Origin of the sequence: Methylotenera sp. (assembly GCF_013141425.1) — a bacterium.
Lineage (GTDB): Bacteria > Pseudomonadota > Gammaproteobacteria > Burkholderiales > Methylophilaceae > Methylotenera.
Genome location: NZ_JABFRA010000011.1, coordinates 17,790 through 33,229, shown reverse-complemented (window position 1 = coordinate 33,229; position 15,440 = coordinate 17,790). Strand labels below are relative to the sequence as shown.

The following is a 15,440-nucleotide window of genomic DNA, read 5'->3' as shown; positions in this document are numbered from 1 at the left end:
CGATAGACTGGTGCATCACTGCGATATTGTTGAAACAGGTAATGATTCTTATCGATTTAAAAATAGGTCTTAAACTGGTGCACTTCTGCACGCAAACTGTGGTGCACTTCTAAACAAGCATTGACAGGGATGTGATCTCAGATATTAGTTTATTCCCTAACCATGGAAATAAATATAATTCAAAACGACGAATGACTTTGTCTTTATGAGTATCAGCTTTATTTTGCATGTGAGATTCCCACCATGCACGTGCAACTTGCTCAAAACTATTCTCAGCATTTATTTTCTTAGTGGCTTTTTTAGTCTTTCGGTCTTCGCTGGGATCTATCCCATCCGCTAATAACTTCCTAGCATCAATGTGACTTTCTCGTGCTTTAGCTAGTGATACATCAGGATATGTTCCAAGAGAGATACGCTTCTCTTTTCCATCAAATCTATATTTATATCGCCACCACTTGCCCCCATTTGGTGAAATTTCTAGATACAAACCTCTTCCGTCAGATAGTTTATAAGACTTATCTTTAGGTTTAGCAGACTGAACTGATAGGGCATTCAAGGGCATAAATCACCTCAATTAGGGGCAACTTTTATCAAAACAGTGGGATATTTATGACTTGCCCCCGAAGTTGCCCCATTTGGTTACTGGATTTGATAAGATTATCTTGAACCTTTTTGGAATAAAATGCAATAAAAAGCCCGCTATTACGCGGGCTTTTGTACTATCCTGGATTTATCAGGATATGGGAATGGTGGGAAAGAGGCCCCCAAACAACTGGCTTCAATCATCTATTCGTATGGATCTATTGTTTATAGATAACATAGTTACCCCTAAAGTTACCCCAAATTATTAGTGGGTATCTGAAAACTGAATTTCAAATTCAACAATTTCTGGTTCTTTGTTTATTAGTAAGTTGAATTTATAAACACCAGCCTTGGGAAATGGGAATGGATTTGATTGAATAATTATATTGTGACTTTGATTAGGTGTGAGCTTAACCTTTCCTAAATTATGCAGATCTCCATGAGGATTGTTATTGGGATCTAAAAATTGCCCCTCTAATTCAACTTCACCATCAATCTCGCTGATGTTGATCAATAAGGTAAGCCTATCAATAAAGTACATCACTTGATCGCCATTTTTAGTAGCATCATTTATTTCTTGAATGTAATTATTTGGCATAACTAGGCGATTGTCTGCATATAGACCGGAAATAGAAACCTTGTTATTCATTTCTTGGCGAACGTCATCACCTAAGTAATATCTAACTTTCATGTTTGGAGATCCTTCTAGAATTTGATTTTTTGCTGTCAATTAAGAATGCTGGTGGAAAAAAATCATTTACGTAACGTGCTGATGATTCATTAGCCTGCATTCTAGAGGTTAAAATCAATTGATCTGTGGCTTTAGATATATTGTAGTTAGGTATCTTTGAAAATTTCGCATTAACTTTAGTTACGTTAAATTGAGTGTTTTGGTTTACGTCTTTTAAAAATTCAATTGCATTTATACCGAATGCTCTGGTTATTCTTAGAAGTCTATCCATTGCAAAGCTCTGCAAGACCTCTCCAGATTCGTATTTATTAAAGGCGTTGTATCCACCGCCAAATAATGAGGCGGCATCTCTTTGACTTAAATCAAAAAGATTCCTTATGTTTTCAATTTCTGCGGCTCCGAGCAACCCTTGTTTGGTTCTTTCTTTATCTCTAATAGCGGCATAACGAATTTTTAACATTTCTTGATTGTGTTGAACTTGGGTTTTCTCTTCCCAAGAGTGACCACAACTTTTGCAGTGTAAATCTTGTAAATTTTCTACATCTAAAATGAAGCCTCTAAATTCAATATCATCGCTAAATGATCTAAGTTCAATTTCCTTAGAAGCACATTTTGGGCAGTTGTCGTTGTGAGTTATAAGCGTCATATAAATAAAGTAATCTAAGAAAAATGAAATGTAACAGCTCCAGCTAGCTGTCCAGTAGCGGTTGTAATAATTGCAATTTTTGTTGAAATTTCAATAGTTTCTTTATTGTAAAAGTCTGCATGCACCATGTTTTCTTCACACCATTTAACGGCATATTGGTCAGCGTTAACAAAATCTTGGCCTGCAAGATCGTTCACTATATTATTAGGAACAGTTTTTTGAAAGTCACTAATTTGTATGCCTAGTAAAAAAGCTTCAATTTGCTCATCAGACCAACCTAGATCTTCTTGAGTTCTAAGACACCTTTTTTTGTTCAAAAATTGCCAGCCGTTTGTAACTACTAGCTTTTGAAATGCTTCAAGTTGATATAATGGCATAGATGATATTTTTTGTCACCATAATGGTGATTGTATTTAATTCATTAGTTTGACTTTTTATTTTATACACTTTCGTAACTTAGTCTAGCTGAACTATAAATTACTTCCGCATCATCACTTCCCAAAGCATTCCGATTAACCTGTCCAGTCAATTTAATCGCTTGTGTTGTAATGATATGATCAAACACTCCCACCCATACCCTCAATAAACGTATTGATAAACACCTGAATCTTATCTGCCACACGCTCTAATATAGATTTTCGTTCCAAGATTCTAGGCTCAAAGTTTAATGCCTTCTTAATTTCCTGATCCCTTGGAAGTCGGTTTGCAAAAATATATGTTTGTAAAAGCTTCTCAAGCTTCTCAGGTTGAATCTTTTCATCAGCACATAACTGCTCAAAGGCTTTTTGTTTATGTTTAGTCCAATATGACTCAAACTCATTAATCACATTTTCATTTGGTTTAAGCTTCGGAAGATTCTCTTGAATGAACTCTTCAATTAATAGGCGTTTACTGCGTAGCTGCACGTCCCCAGCCACCATATCAATGATTTCTTTCTGACGCTTTTTAGCTTCTTCAGGATTAAGCTTATTCATTCCAATTAATAAATTCAAAATATAGGCCACATTGATTTCATCACGGTGGATCAGGCTTAACTCAAAGTCTATATCTTCTAGTACAGATGCTTTCTCTGGATCGGTATGCTTCTTCACCTTGTCATGCACATCAAGGTACTTGCTCTTGTAATCTTCAAAGTCCTGCTCAGGCAGATTAATATCTTCAATTTTAAAGTCTGCAAAGGTGGTGAGAATGTTTTTAATGCGCAGTAACTCTCTAAACTTCATTACAAACTCAAGTTCAGCATTCTCATCTGGCAAGGCATCCACACTCGCTACCGTAGGTGCTATGGCTAAGAGAGCTTCAGTGGCTTCATTGAACTGGGTGACATAATCCTCATACGGTTCAAGCAACACCGTTTCTCTGGCATCTTTATTAGAGAACAAGGCTATCGCTTCGTCTGTTGCTGCTTTTAAGTTTCTAAAGCAAACTATATTACCTTGGGATTTTCTGTCATTCAGAATGCGGTTAGTCCTAGAGAATGCTTGTACCAATCCATGAAATTTCAGATTCTTATCAACATACAGCGTATTCAACCTTGGGCTGTCAAAGCCAGTCAGGAACATATTCACCACTAGCAATATATCAACTTGGCCTGTTTTTACTCGCCTTGCTATGTCTTGGTAATAGTTGTAATACGTTTGACTATCTTTAGTTGAGTAATTTGTGCCAAACATTCCATTATAGTCAGCAATAAACTCATCCAGCTTGTCACGGCTATATGGGTTTATCTTGCCTTCTGGGATAGGGTTCTCTTCAGGAATCAGGCCATTCATTAATCCATTCGCATTTGGATCTTCTTCATTGGCTGCGTAACTGAATATAGTTGCAATCTTGAGTGGCTTGGCTGCGCCTACCTGTTTTTGTTTGAATAGCTCGTAATACTTAATTAAGGTCTGCACACTGCTTACGCAGAACATGCCTGTGAAGTCTGGGGCTTTAGATTTCTGTGGGTGGTAAGTTAGTATGTAGTCAGTGATTTTCTCAAGCCGTTGAGGGCTTTCTAGCAGGGCTTTAGTATCTATTGCTTCCACTTGAATGTCTGCATCTGTAGCAATATCTAATTCATTGGAACTATTCTTTTTCTTATATTTACCTACATACTCCACTGCAAAACGAAGTACGTTCTCGTCTTTAATGGCATCAACAATCACATATTTATGTAAACATTCACCAAATAGATCTTTGGTCGTTTGTTGATTACCGATGCTACCTGCAGCGTTATCAGCAAATATGGGCGTACCAGTAAAACCAAACATCTGTGCTTTATGAAAGAACTTCTTAATGTTCCTATGCGTATCACCAAACTGGCTGCGGTGACATTCATCAAAGATAAACACTACCTTCTTATCCTGCAAATGTTCAACTCTGGTTAAGTGCCTTGGGTTGGTAATCGCATTATTGAGCTTTTGAATTGTAGTGAGAATGAGTTTGGTGCTATCGTCACACAGTTGCTTAACGAGCGTACTGGTATCGGTAGTTTCATCAACGCTACCTTTAGCAAAGCCGTTAAATTCTTTGCAGGTTTGGTAATCCAGATCTTTCCTATCAACAACAAACACTACCTTATGCACTTTAGGCATACGCTGGATAATTTGACTAGCTTTGAAAGATGACAAGGTCTTGCCACTGCCCGTAGTGTGCCATATATAGGCATTGTCATTACTGTTCTTAACTCTATCCACCATGGCCTCAACAGCAAAGTACTGATAGGGTCGTAACACTTTAATAATTTGTTCTTCTGTCAGCACCATGTACTGCGTAATCATCTTAGCAATATGGCATGGCTTTAAAAACTCACTACTAAACTCATGTAGATCAGATAATCGCTTATTGTCTTTATCTGTCCAGAAGAATGTTTGCTGAAAGTGTTGCTGCTTGTTATTAGAGAAATATTTGGTATTTACGCCATTACTAATGATGAATAACTGCACATACTGAAATAGGGCCATTCCAGCATCATATGAATCATGCTGATAGCGATTGATTTGGTGAAAGGCTACTTTAAGCTCTGCACCACGTCTTTTAAGTTCAATTTGAACCAGTGGTAAGCCGTTTATGAGTAACGTTACGTCATAGCGATTTTTACGTTTACCTTGTATGGTGACTTGATTGGTCACCTGAAATTCGTTCAAGCACCAATCATCATTATTGATGAAACTAATATAAGCAACGTCATCATTGTCACGTCTTAGAGCGTACTTATCACGTAGAATTTTAGCTCTATCAAATACACCGCCTGTATTGAGGTGGTTGAGAATACGGTCAAATTCGTTGCTAGTGAAGAGAATATCTTTGTTATGGATTTCTAGCTGACGTTTGAGATTCGCCAACATAGCCGCTTCATCCTCAATCACCACGCTGGCATACTCCATGCCGTTGAGTTGGGCGATTAAGGCAGCTTCTAAGGCGTATTCAGATTGAGTAGGTGACATTGGTATTAGGCAGATGGAGGTTTGAATTTAGAAAATGCATCACCAATTTGGCTAATTATCTTTAAAGAATTTTCATCAATCATACCCTTTGATGATTTCTTATCTTTAAATATCTCATTTGTAGGTGAAGTGAAAATCTTATTTATAGTTGAAATTATAAAAGTTGCGTACTCTTTTCTTTGCTCCTGATCATCTTCATCAACTAGTTTTTCAACTAGCTCTTGATAGGGTATTAAAGAAATAGAAATGTTTGATTTAAAGGCATACTCCTCTTCAAGTCTTCGCTCCCTAGAATATTGAATCGTGCTAAATGAAATTGCAAAAAGTAATGGTATGGTGAGCGAAAGTTTAAGATAAAAAGCTACTCCGATTGAATCTAAAGACATGCCACTCATTGATTTTACCAACCAGCATCCAAGACCAACGGCAATTAATAGCAATACACTCAGAACTAATAACCAAAAATTTTTGGACTTAACCATCAAACCTTGCCTTGTCTGGAATGAATGGAATAATGAATAACCTGTAGCTTTTTCAAGTTGATCTTTAATTTGAACTTCTAGTTTCACCAATTTTTCTTTAAGAGTTGTAGTTTCTTTAGTATTTAACTCAACTGAATCTTCAGCTTTCTTTGTTAAAACATCAACACGCTTTGTGAAATTAGATACCTCTCCAAAAAACTCTGTAGCTTTGCTTTCCAAGACAACAATTTCGGCACTTGATTGATTAGCGTTTGCCCTAATCTGTGCGATTGCAGTATCGTTTTGCTGAACTTGTGTGAAATAAGCTGCTACACTTTGGGCGTTAGTAGTAACTTCTTGAACGTTTTGTTTTATTTGAATAAGTAAAGCTTCAGCTTCAGCATTGTAGGTTGTAATTACGTTACTAGTGACTGAGCTTTGTTTAATTAAAGCATCCAAAATTTCTATAGACTTTATACCAGCGACTAACTCTTTTCTTAATCTCCCAACTTCTAGCTCTAAGCTTTTAATCTGATTCATTTTAGTTTGATAACCTAAAACTTCATCAGAAAGATTGTGTAGCCCATACTGCCATATTTGAGTATTTAAACTTTCTATATAGGTAGAAAGATTTTCAACAGCATCCCCACCAGCCACTATACCAGTCTGAGCATTGATAATATTTTGTAATGCGTCAATCAAGACCTTTTGAATTGTAATGGGTAGCTGTATAAGTTTTTTCTTTTCTATTAAATCTTTCAACAGTAAAGCTGATGCATTCAAGTTAATATAAGACTCCTCAAGGCTTACAACTCCTCTACTTGTTGTATTGAAACCAAATTCAATACATTTATTAATGACGTTATTTTGTGATTCAGGGGTAATAGTTGTTAACAACTCCCATAGCTTTTCAATCATATTGAGTCCTTTTTTAAACAAACATCTGCTGTAATAAGCCATGTTTGTATTGCTTCACGGCTTGGGCTTGGGTTTTGGTGGCAGTGATTTTTTCGTCAATGGTGGTGAGGAGGTTGGCGATTTTGGTTTGTTCGGTTAAGCAAGGCAACTTTACTTTTATTTTAGATAAATCACCTAAGTAAATTCCAGCTTGAGCCGAAACTACTTGATTAGTTATTAAGTCATTTTGAAATTGCTTAGCGGTAAATAGTTGAGCTATGAACTGACTATTTTGATTATTAAACCTAAAAAATGCGACACTTCGTTGAAATGCTACATTCTTAAATTCAGAAGAATAAATTGCTACACGACCAATTGTTCCAACTACAGATAACAAAACGTCTCCATCATGTAGTTTGTAGTTTTTATAAATAGACTGAAACTCTAGTTTAGATATTTTTCTGTCAGATTCATCATAATAAATTCCGCCATCTTTTATATTTTTTGCACTTAATAATAAGTATTCACCATCCACTGTATCTTGGTGTGTACCATGTGTTCCATCTTTAATGAAGCTCGCTACTTCTCCTATGCAACTCTCTTGCCATTCAGGAAAATCCTGCCCATCATCATCTTTAAAGCGCAGTTCTTGACTAAAAATCTGTTGCATCACGCCATTTTTGTATTGGTTTAATAGGTCGTGTTTTTGGGTTAGTTGGGTGATTTTTTCATCAACAGCCGTGAGGAAGTTGGCGATTTTGGTTTGTTCTGTGAGTGAAGGTGTTTCTAATTTAATTTGAAATAGGTCTTTATTGTAAATCGCCGCAACACTTGTTGTCCCTGTTGCTATCGCCCTTAACTTTTTTACAGCCACAGGTGAATTTAACCTGAAGTTCATGAAGAAATTATTACTGAATTTCATGAGCATTAAATTTGAATTGTAATATGCACAAGGTAATTCATTTTTCCATATCGCTACCTTACCCACTAAATCTAAGGTATTTCTAGTGTTAAAAAATAAATCACCAAAAACTATCTTATCTTTTGGGTCAGCCACCTCGGATTCTTCAATAAACTCAATTTTATTTAACTTTATTGTGCCTCTGTCTAAATTCCCCATTTTAATTAATGGAAATGGCGTTTCTGTCTCGCTATTAGAGTAATCTCCACCTAATCTAAACTCATGAATTAATTTCCCAATTGTTTCATCAATCCATGGTTCATTGAATTCTTTAAATCTTAAAGCTGGCAAATTCATACTGCTTGACCTTGTAAAGCAAATGGTGGCTCAATGCCTAACTCTTTACAGAATGCCGCAATCGTTGCATCTGTAGCTTGGCTGGCTTTATCAAGCTCAATCAACTGTGCTGATATTGCACCCAAATCAATCATATCTTCTGCCTCAAAGGTATCAACATACCTTGGAATATTGAGGTTGTAATCATTGGCTTTAATGCTTTCAATGCTAGCAATATGGCTGAATTTCTCTTCATTCGTCCTTGCTTTGTAGGTATCTACAATCTTTTGAATATGCTCAGGGCGCATTACATTTGTAGTTTTAACCTTATCAAAGTGCTGGCTGGCATCTATGAATAAAATGTTGTCAGGATTTTTACGACATTTCTTGAATACTAATACAGTCGTTGGTATAGCCGCACCGTAGAACATATTGGAAGGCAAGCCAATCACAGCATCTAAGCAATTCAATTGTTCAATAAGGTATGTGCGAATATGTCCTTCTGCCCCACCACGAAACAGCACACCATGTGGCAATACTACAGCCATCGTACCTTCTTCAGCCAAGTGGTAGACCATATGCTGAACAAATGCCATATCTGCTTTACTGCTTGGTGCAAGTTTGCCATACACACTAAATCTATCATCGTTCATATGAAGCTGGCTGGCACTCCACTGGGCTGAAAATGGTGGATTGGCTACTATGGCATCAAAACGTAAATCACGATGCTGTGGGCGCTCTAGCGTGTCTTCCTGCTTGATGTCAAAGTCTGCATAATGCACGTCATGCAGAATCATATTCATACGTGCTAAGTTGTAGGTGGTTCGGTTGAGTTCCTGACCGTAAATCTTATCAACCTTGGTCGCTTCACGTTTTACACGTAGTAATAATGATCCACTGCCACAGGTTGGGTCATATACGCTTTTGAGGTTCTTGTTGTTTGCGGTTACTATCTTGGCAAGTAAAGTTGATACTGGTTGTGGTGTGTAGAACTCACCAGCTTTTTTACCTGCACCACTAGCAAACTCACCAATCAAATATTCATAAGCATCACCTAGTACATCAGCAGTAGCATCACTTAGGTTGAAATCAATCTTGTCCAAATGCACTAGCACCTTAGCAACTAAGTCATTCTTCTCTTTTTCAGTTTTACCAAGCTTGGATGAAGTTAAATCTAGATCTTCAAATAGATTTACGAAGTCATCAGCACTATCCGTTCCAAGAGTACTTTGCTCAATGTTCTTTAAGATTTTAGTCAGATCACCTAATATGAAATTATGACTTGCACCTTCATTATTAGAATCTAATTGGTTACTTCCCTTCATTGCAATGGCATGAAACAGTTCAGATGGCTTTAGGAAGTAGCCAAGTTCGTTCAATGCAGCATCTTCTAAAGCATCTATGTAAGCTTGACCTTCGGCTGTGGTGTCATTGATTTCAGCAAACTTGAGGTTCTCTTGGGCCAGTTCACCATCAGCAAAACGTTGGATCTTTTCTGAGAGATATTTATAGAAGATGAAGCCAAGTATGTAATCCCTAAACTCATCTGCACCCATCTTGCCACGTAATGTATTTGCGATATTCCAGAGTTGTTGTTGGAGTTGACGGCGTTGTTCTTCTGACATAATTTTTTCTAAGTTATTTTGTGAAGATATGATAATACAAAGTGACAAGTTTAAAGAAACTGAATGTATTTATTGTTCCATTCCAGACTTTCTATTTGGTTATTTTAGGTATTTTGCTTTTCATATCGTAAAGATTACCGTAGGCTTCTAGCCAGTAACTAAATTATTGAGGAAATAACATGGCTAAAGAAAATAATGATCTAGCACTAATCATTAATGCATTAGAGTTTGCTTCAAGAAAGCACAAAGATCAAAGAAGGAAAGATGCTGAAGCATCACCCTATATTAACCATCCAATTGCCCTAGCCAAAGTACTCTGTGTTGAAGGTGGTATCACAGACCATAAAGTGATTTGCGGAGCGTTGCTACACGATACGATTGAAGATACTGAAACTACTGCAGAGGAATTAGTTGCTCTCTTTGGAAAAAGTATTACCAAAATCGTTTTAGAGGTTTCTGATGATAAGTCACTACCTAAAGCCGAACGAAAACTTCAGCAGATAGAACATGCTCGTCATGCAAGTAAGAGAGCAAAGCTGGTTAAGCTTGCAGATAAGATTTCAAATCTTCGTGACATTTTGAATAGCCCACCTGCATATTGGTCAGTGCAGAGGAAGCAAGATTACTTTGATTGGGCTAAGCAAGTAGTTGATCAAGTGAGGGATGCTAACAAAAAGCTTAGTATAACGTTTGATGATGTCTACGCAAGCAGACCTTATTAGTAGCAAACAAGTTACAGAAAAAAGTATATGTGCAGTAATTTCCAACCAATTAAGAATCACCACGCAAACTGGGTAAAGCAGCACTTTAACTGTAATTTGCCAAACGCAGAGTGGCGTTCTGAAGCTTATCCGACTTATCCTGCCCCATTTATCTATCTTGAAAATGGACAGCCTCGTTGTGAGTTAGCTCAATTTGGTCTTGTTCCACATTGGGCAACAGATAAAAAGAAGTTTGGACTAAAAACCTATAATGCTAGATCAGAAACTGTTCATGAAAAACCTAGCTATCGTAGCGCATGGAAAGAGCGCCGATTTGGTTTGGTGTTAGCAGAAAGTTTTTATGAGCCTAATTGGGAATCAGGAAAAGCAGTTAGGTGGCGAATTAAAAGAGCCGATTCTGAGCCAACTGTTATTGCATCAATCTGGGAACGTTTTATAGACAAAGAAACGGGTGAGATCATTTTCTCGTTTTCAATGCTTACAATTAATGCTAATGGCCATGAAGTAATGAAGCATTTTCATAAACCAGAAGATGAAAAGCGATCAGTGGTTGTTTTAAATGACAGCCAGTACCTACCTTGGTTAAACGCTAATCATGATGATGCCAGATCAATGTTGAATTTAGCCCCTAGTGATTTTCTAATGAGTGAAGAAGCACCTAGGTAGTATCAATGCACTATGATTATTGTTACAATAATCACATGAATGATAATGATCAATATTTAAATAGCAAGCGTGGTGGTATCCGCCAAGGTGCTGGTAGAAGAAATGGCACTGGTAAGTTCCGTGAACCTACCACTGTACTCCGAGTTCCAGCTAGTCAAACAACTGTTATCAAAGACTTTCTAATTGCCTATCAACGCAAAAAGTTAACAGTTGATATTGATGCTGTAATAGATTTTGAATGGCCTAAACTTAACACTCCTCCAATTAATCTGCTGTTATATAGTTCCAAAGTATCAGCAGGTTTCCCTAGCCCAGCAGAAGAGCATGTAGAAAAGCGTCTAAATCCCAATGATTTTTTAATAGATCAAATGGATGCAACTTTCTTTGTCACTATTCAAGGCTACTCAATGATGGATGTAGGCTTGCTGCCGAATGACAAGGCTGTAGTTGACCGATCTAAACAAGCCTCTATAGGTGACATAGTTCTAGCTGTGATAGATGGTGAGTTCACCATAAAAACGCTTAGTCGCAATAAAGACGGAAGTCCAAAGCTATTGCCAGCTAACTCCACAGGCGCATATTCTCCAATTGAAATTAAAGAAGGTATGAATTTTGAGATATGGGGCGTAGTAACAGGTTCATTTAGACGTTTTAAGTAAGCAGTTCCATCATGCGTAGCATTGCACTCATAGATGTAAACAACTTCTACGTTTCATGTGAGCGTGTTTTTAACCCTAAGCTTATCGGCAAGCCTGTTGTAGTACTATCTAATAATGATGGTTGTGCCGTAGCACGTAGTAATGAAGTCAAAGCACTTGGTGTCGGTATGGGTGCGCCATGGTTTAAGTTCAAAGACTTGGCTAAGCAGCATGGCATCATCGGTTTATCTAGCAACTATGCCTTGTATGCAGATATGAGCAATCGTGTCATGAGCATTCTCAGGCAATATAGTCCAGATCAAGAAATCTATTCAATTGATGAGTCGTTCTTAGACCTAACAGGCTTTCAATCACGTGACTTAATTCAGTATGGTCAAGATATGCGTAAGCGTATTCTGAAATGGACTGGCTTACCTGTCTGCGTTGGCATCGGTTCAACTAAAACTCTTTCAAAACTAGCCAATCATTGTGCTAAAAAACGACCAGTATTTAATAGCGTATGCAACTTCAATACTATGCCTCCTAAAGATTTAGATGATTTACTAGGTCAAGTAGAAGTGGGAGAGATATGGGGTGTAGGCCGAAAACTTGCACCCAAGCTTCAGGCGTTAGGCTTCAATACGGTATTAGATTTAAAACGCGCCAATCCAGAAAGATTACGTCAACAGTTTAGCGTAGTTATGGAAAAGACTATACGTGAATTGAATGGTACTGTATGTATAGAACTAGAAGAAATCAGCCCAGCCAAGAAGCAGATCATTAGTTCAAGAAGTTTCGGTTACCCAGTGCGCGATTACAATAGCCTTGCTGAATCAATCACGCTATACATGAGCCGTGCTGCAGAGAAACTACGCAATCAGCAATCATTTGCTGGGTCGGTTTATGTGTATATCAGAACTAGCCCATTCAAGCCAGATGATCCCTTCTATAGCAACGGCCTGACCATTCCGTTGTCTAGTCCCACCAATGACACTAGGCAACTCGTTAATGTCGCCCTATGGGGCTTAAAACAGATATACAGGCCCAATTATAGCTACGCTAAGGCAGGAGTGATGCTGGGGGAGATTGTTCAAGAACAGGGTGTGCAAACTGATTTATTTACTCAGATACAAACTTCCCCAAAATCAACAGCATTAATGACTGCCATGGACAATATCAATCGTAAGATGGGGAAAGAATCCATCAAGTTAGCTAGTGAGGGCTTTAAGCGACCTTGGAAAATGAAGCAGGGGAATAAAAGCCCTAGCTATACGACTCGCTGGCAGGATGTTCCGACAGTTTCTTAGCATTCCTAAGGCTAAGGTTTAACTAGTCTATTGCATATGTTTACCGATAAGGCTTGTTGTTCCTTGCTCTTTGAAATCTCTAGCAACCCCTTTGCCGAGTAAGGAGTTCCCAATCCTCCGCAAACCGATAGAAACGGAATCACTGGCTCTGAAGGCACGTCGTTCCTGTGGGGTGAGTTTTTCATATTGAGCTTAATATTTACCACCAACCAAATAATGGTATGCCTTTACTTTTCACTGCATCTGCCAATGCAGGCGATATTTCAAACATACGCACTTCTTCTTGCTTTTTTTGTCCACGACTCACTAAATAGCGCATGGCAACCACTTCGTTTTTTACAACTTTAGATTTCTCATTCTTACCTGAGGCCAGTAACTCCCAGCCTGTACCACTTCTATGCCGAATACTTTGGTTTGGCTTACTAATCGTAATAATCGCCGACCCTAAATGACATTGAAACTTAGAAACCAGTTTCGCCAGCGACTTGGGAATAGCTTGGTCATAAAGCAAATGGAATCCCTCAAGATCTTCTCCATAACGCTCACTGTGAACGTCACCTTTGGTAAAGGCGATTCGTGAATGACCAGATTTAAGTGCAACCCAAATTGCAATTTTTATACCTAACTCGTGCCATTCTTTAATAAATGGCGCATCAGGTACGGCATCACTCTCATCGTTATCTAATAGTTCATCAATGTCACTGTAGCCATTGACTCTCCCAGTCGCATGCCAATCGCTCTGAATTTCATCTATCAGTAACAGTGGCAGACCATCACTGTCTTTCCATTCTGACGTGCGGAGATGTAAGACGGTATTTTCTACAACAAAATGTGTGCTTTCAAATGTAGCTACCCAACTTGGAATGCTTACTATCCACTCCTTGTAGTTTTTTCTTTTGCCAAGCAACGCATACCATTCATAGTGATTAAAAGAAACATGGCTGGTAAATCTACTGAATTTATTCACTATGGCAGAATAGACTGCATCAATAGAATCTAAAGAGTTTTTGTAGCACCTATATGGTTTTATTTGACGCCAACGCTCATCAAAAATATACCAACCCTCACCACCACCGAATAAATCCGTATATCTAAGCCCAATTACCTTATATGCAAAAGAAGGTAGTTTCATGCAGCCAATAATAGAGCCATCAGCAAAACTACTACTCACTTTTTTCGGTATATTTTCTGGTGGAAAGGATTTGCATTGTAATGTTGGACGATACGTTGATGAGCGTTCGGTCTGGACAGTGATTCTGCATGTAGATAATCCATATTCTGCGATTTCCAACAAATGCTCCTTTGTTACCTTCTGATCATCGGTATATTCAAAAAGATAGTCTAATAACTCAGATCTTTCAATTTCCTCTGTCCGTATTCCCTTTGCTGCTTTAATCGTTGCAATCCATTGTGCTGATGGTGCTACTCTCATAGGAATAGATATTAACCATTCCAACAGATTGGAATAAGTTGTGATTGGGTGATCGTCAAATATGCTTTGGAAAGTCATTAGAAGTTTCTATGCCGCATGAAATGTATCCATTTTAGGGATGCAAGAAAGTGCATAGAAGGACATAGATAATCTTTGCAACCCCAACTACCACGAGTTTGGTGCGTAAGTTGCATTTCTGCCACAGAATAAACTTTATCACACTCATAACACCATACTTGCCCATTACCTAAGTCAATTAGATCCGCTAAAATCAGTTCAAAGCAATCAGTGCCTTCAGGTAAGGGCGTTGGAGTAGTGATTGTGGCATTACGATGTGAGGCCCAATTTGCAATTAGTTTCAAATTTGTTGTGTTTGGAATTGAAGTGAAAGCCTTCATAGCAGCCATTTCAACCTCCTCAGCATCAAATGTAAATTCCGAATTCGTCGCCCCATCTGGCAGAGTTGGATTGAAAGTCAGTCTTGATCCACATTGAGGTGATTCAGCTTGCAAAGAACCTTTAGCAGCAGCACCGTTGTAATCGTCTGGAATCTCCATTAGCAGATTTCTTAACTCATCCCCTGACTTCGCCAGCCTTACTTTCTTGCGCCATTCTATTTCGTTGAATGTCATAAACTAATCAAACTGGACACCATTGTAATCGGCTTATTGGCAACACTACTCCTTCATATGTGATCTCAAATCCTTCCTCTCGGTTGTATGAAGGATCTTTACTAGCTTTTACGTATCTAACATCGGCAGTTTCACCAATTTCCGCTTTGAGCCGTTTAGCTAGTTCTATTCCATAACGATGAAGACTATCCCAATCAAATCCATCTACATTGGCCTCATCGTCAAGTTTTGATCGTAGAAATCCTAATAGCCACATACTTGCATTCTGCATTAGCTCATGACTAATCTCATGCTGCCCATACCAACCATCAGATTCGCCAACTGCGCTTCCTAGATACCTACTCTCATCATTTGCATCTTTCATCCATGCCCATGTGTCTGTGCCTGTATCAAGGGAGATTGTGTACACAACAGAAGTTTTAATGATCATGATTTAATATAGCTTTAATAGAAACATTAGATGTTGAGTTTGA

16 protein-coding genes are annotated in these 15,440 nt (G+C 38.1%); 5 read left to right on the top strand and 11 right to left on the bottom strand.

The window, feature by feature from the left end:
• Positions 1–73, top strand: a 73-nt coding sequence (locus HOO90_RS01085) for an ATP-binding protein (protein ID WP_292838585.1), incomplete at its 5' end; no start/stop codon positions are given.
• Positions 74–109: 36 nt separating this feature from the next.
• Here the strand turns inward: HOO90_RS01085 and HOO90_RS01080 are convergent.
• The 8 genes from HOO90_RS01080 to HOO90_RS01045 form a co-directional block, all read right to left on the bottom strand.
• Positions 110–562, bottom strand: coding sequence for an Arm DNA-binding domain-containing protein (locus HOO90_RS01080; protein ID WP_292838583.1), 453 nt, complete (start codon positions 560–562; stop codon positions 110–112).
• Positions 563–847: 285 nt separating this feature from the next.
• Complete coding sequence (locus HOO90_RS01075) at positions 848–1,273, bottom strand: hypothetical protein (RefSeq protein ID WP_292838581.1); 426 nt, start codon at positions 1,271–1,273, stop codon at positions 848–850.
• The gene (locus tag HOO90_RS01070; RefSeq protein ID WP_292838578.1) at positions 1,263–1,919 is read right to left on the bottom strand and encodes a type II TA system antitoxin MqsA family protein; all 657 of its coding nucleotides are present in this window, start codon (positions 1,917–1,919) and stop codon (positions 1,263–1,265) included. The genes HOO90_RS01075 and HOO90_RS01070 overlap by 11 nt, the downstream gene beginning before the upstream one ends.
• A gap of 14 nt (positions 1,920–1,933) precedes the next feature.
• Positions 1,934–2,296 (bottom strand): hypothetical protein, encoded by a 363-nt coding sequence (locus tag HOO90_RS01065; protein ID WP_292838576.1) that lies wholly within the window; start codon positions 2,294–2,296, stop codon positions 1,934–1,936.
• A gap of 180 nt (positions 2,297–2,476) precedes the next feature.
• Entirely contained in the window at positions 2,477–5,350 is a 2,874-nt protein-coding gene (locus tag HOO90_RS01060; protein WP_292838574.1) for a type I restriction endonuclease subunit R, read from the bottom strand.
• A gap of 5 nt (positions 5,351–5,355) precedes the next feature.
• On the bottom strand, positions 5,356–6,729 hold the full coding sequence (locus HOO90_RS01055; protein ID WP_292838572.1) for a hypothetical protein: 1,374 nt from the start codon (positions 6,727–6,729) through the stop codon (positions 5,356–5,358).
• Positions 6,730–6,742: 13 nt separating this feature from the next.
• Complete coding sequence (locus HOO90_RS01050) at positions 6,743–7,966, bottom strand: restriction endonuclease subunit S (protein ID WP_292838571.1); 1,224 nt, start codon at positions 7,964–7,966, stop codon at positions 6,743–6,745.
• Positions 7,963–9,570: a type I restriction-modification system subunit M gene (locus HOO90_RS01045; protein WP_292838570.1), complete on the bottom strand. Its 1,608-nt coding sequence runs from the start codon at positions 9,568–9,570 to the stop codon at positions 7,963–7,965. The genes HOO90_RS01050 and HOO90_RS01045 overlap by 4 nt, the downstream gene beginning before the upstream one ends.
• Positions 9,571–9,749: 179 nt before the next feature.
• Here HOO90_RS01045 and HOO90_RS01040 point away from each other — a divergent pair, with 179 nt between their 5' ends.
• Genes HOO90_RS01040 through HOO90_RS01025 form a run of 4 tightly spaced genes read left to right on the top strand, consistent with a single transcriptional unit; the run spans position 9,750 to position 12,903 of the window.
• Positions 9,750–10,292, top strand: coding sequence for an HD domain-containing protein (locus HOO90_RS01040; protein WP_292838568.1), 543 nt, complete (start codon positions 9,750–9,752; stop codon positions 10,290–10,292).
• Between the two features lie 27 nt (positions 10,293–10,319).
• Positions 10,320–10,958, top strand: a complete 639-nt coding sequence (locus HOO90_RS01035; RefSeq protein WP_366928720.1) for an SOS response-associated peptidase family protein — start codon at positions 10,320–10,322, stop codon at positions 10,956–10,958.
• 35 nt (positions 10,959–10,993) lie between these two features.
• Positions 10,994–11,617 carry a translesion error-prone DNA polymerase V autoproteolytic subunit gene (gene umuD / locus HOO90_RS01030; protein ID WP_292838564.1) on the top strand — a complete coding sequence of 208 codons (624 nt, stop codon included), beginning with the start codon at positions 10,994–10,996 and terminating at the stop codon, positions 11,615–11,617.
• A gap of 11 nt (positions 11,618–11,628) precedes the next feature.
• Complete coding sequence (locus HOO90_RS01025; RefSeq protein WP_292838562.1) at positions 11,629–12,903, top strand: Y-family DNA polymerase; 1,275 nt, start codon at positions 11,629–11,631, stop codon at positions 12,901–12,903.
• Between the two features lie 199 nt (positions 12,904–13,102).
• Here the strand turns inward: HOO90_RS01025 and HOO90_RS01020 are convergent, their stop codons facing one another.
• Genes HOO90_RS01020 through HOO90_RS01010 form a run of 3 tightly spaced genes read right to left on the bottom strand, consistent with a single transcriptional unit; the run spans position 13,103 to position 15,376 of the window.
• Positions 13,103–14,413, bottom strand: a complete 1,311-nt coding sequence (locus HOO90_RS01020; protein ID WP_292838560.1) for a hypothetical protein — start codon at positions 14,411–14,413, stop codon at positions 13,103–13,105.
• Complete coding sequence (locus HOO90_RS01015) at positions 14,413–14,967, bottom strand: hypothetical protein (protein ID WP_292838558.1); 555 nt, start codon at positions 14,965–14,967, stop codon at positions 14,413–14,415. The genes HOO90_RS01020 and HOO90_RS01015 overlap by 1 nt, the downstream gene beginning before the upstream one ends.
• Positions 14,968–14,974: 7 nt before the next feature.
• The gene (locus HOO90_RS01010) at positions 14,975–15,376 is read right to left on the bottom strand and encodes a hypothetical protein (protein WP_292838556.1); all 402 of its coding nucleotides are present in this window, start codon (positions 15,374–15,376) and stop codon (positions 14,975–14,977) included.
• Between the last annotated feature and the right edge of the window lie 64 nt (positions 15,377–15,440).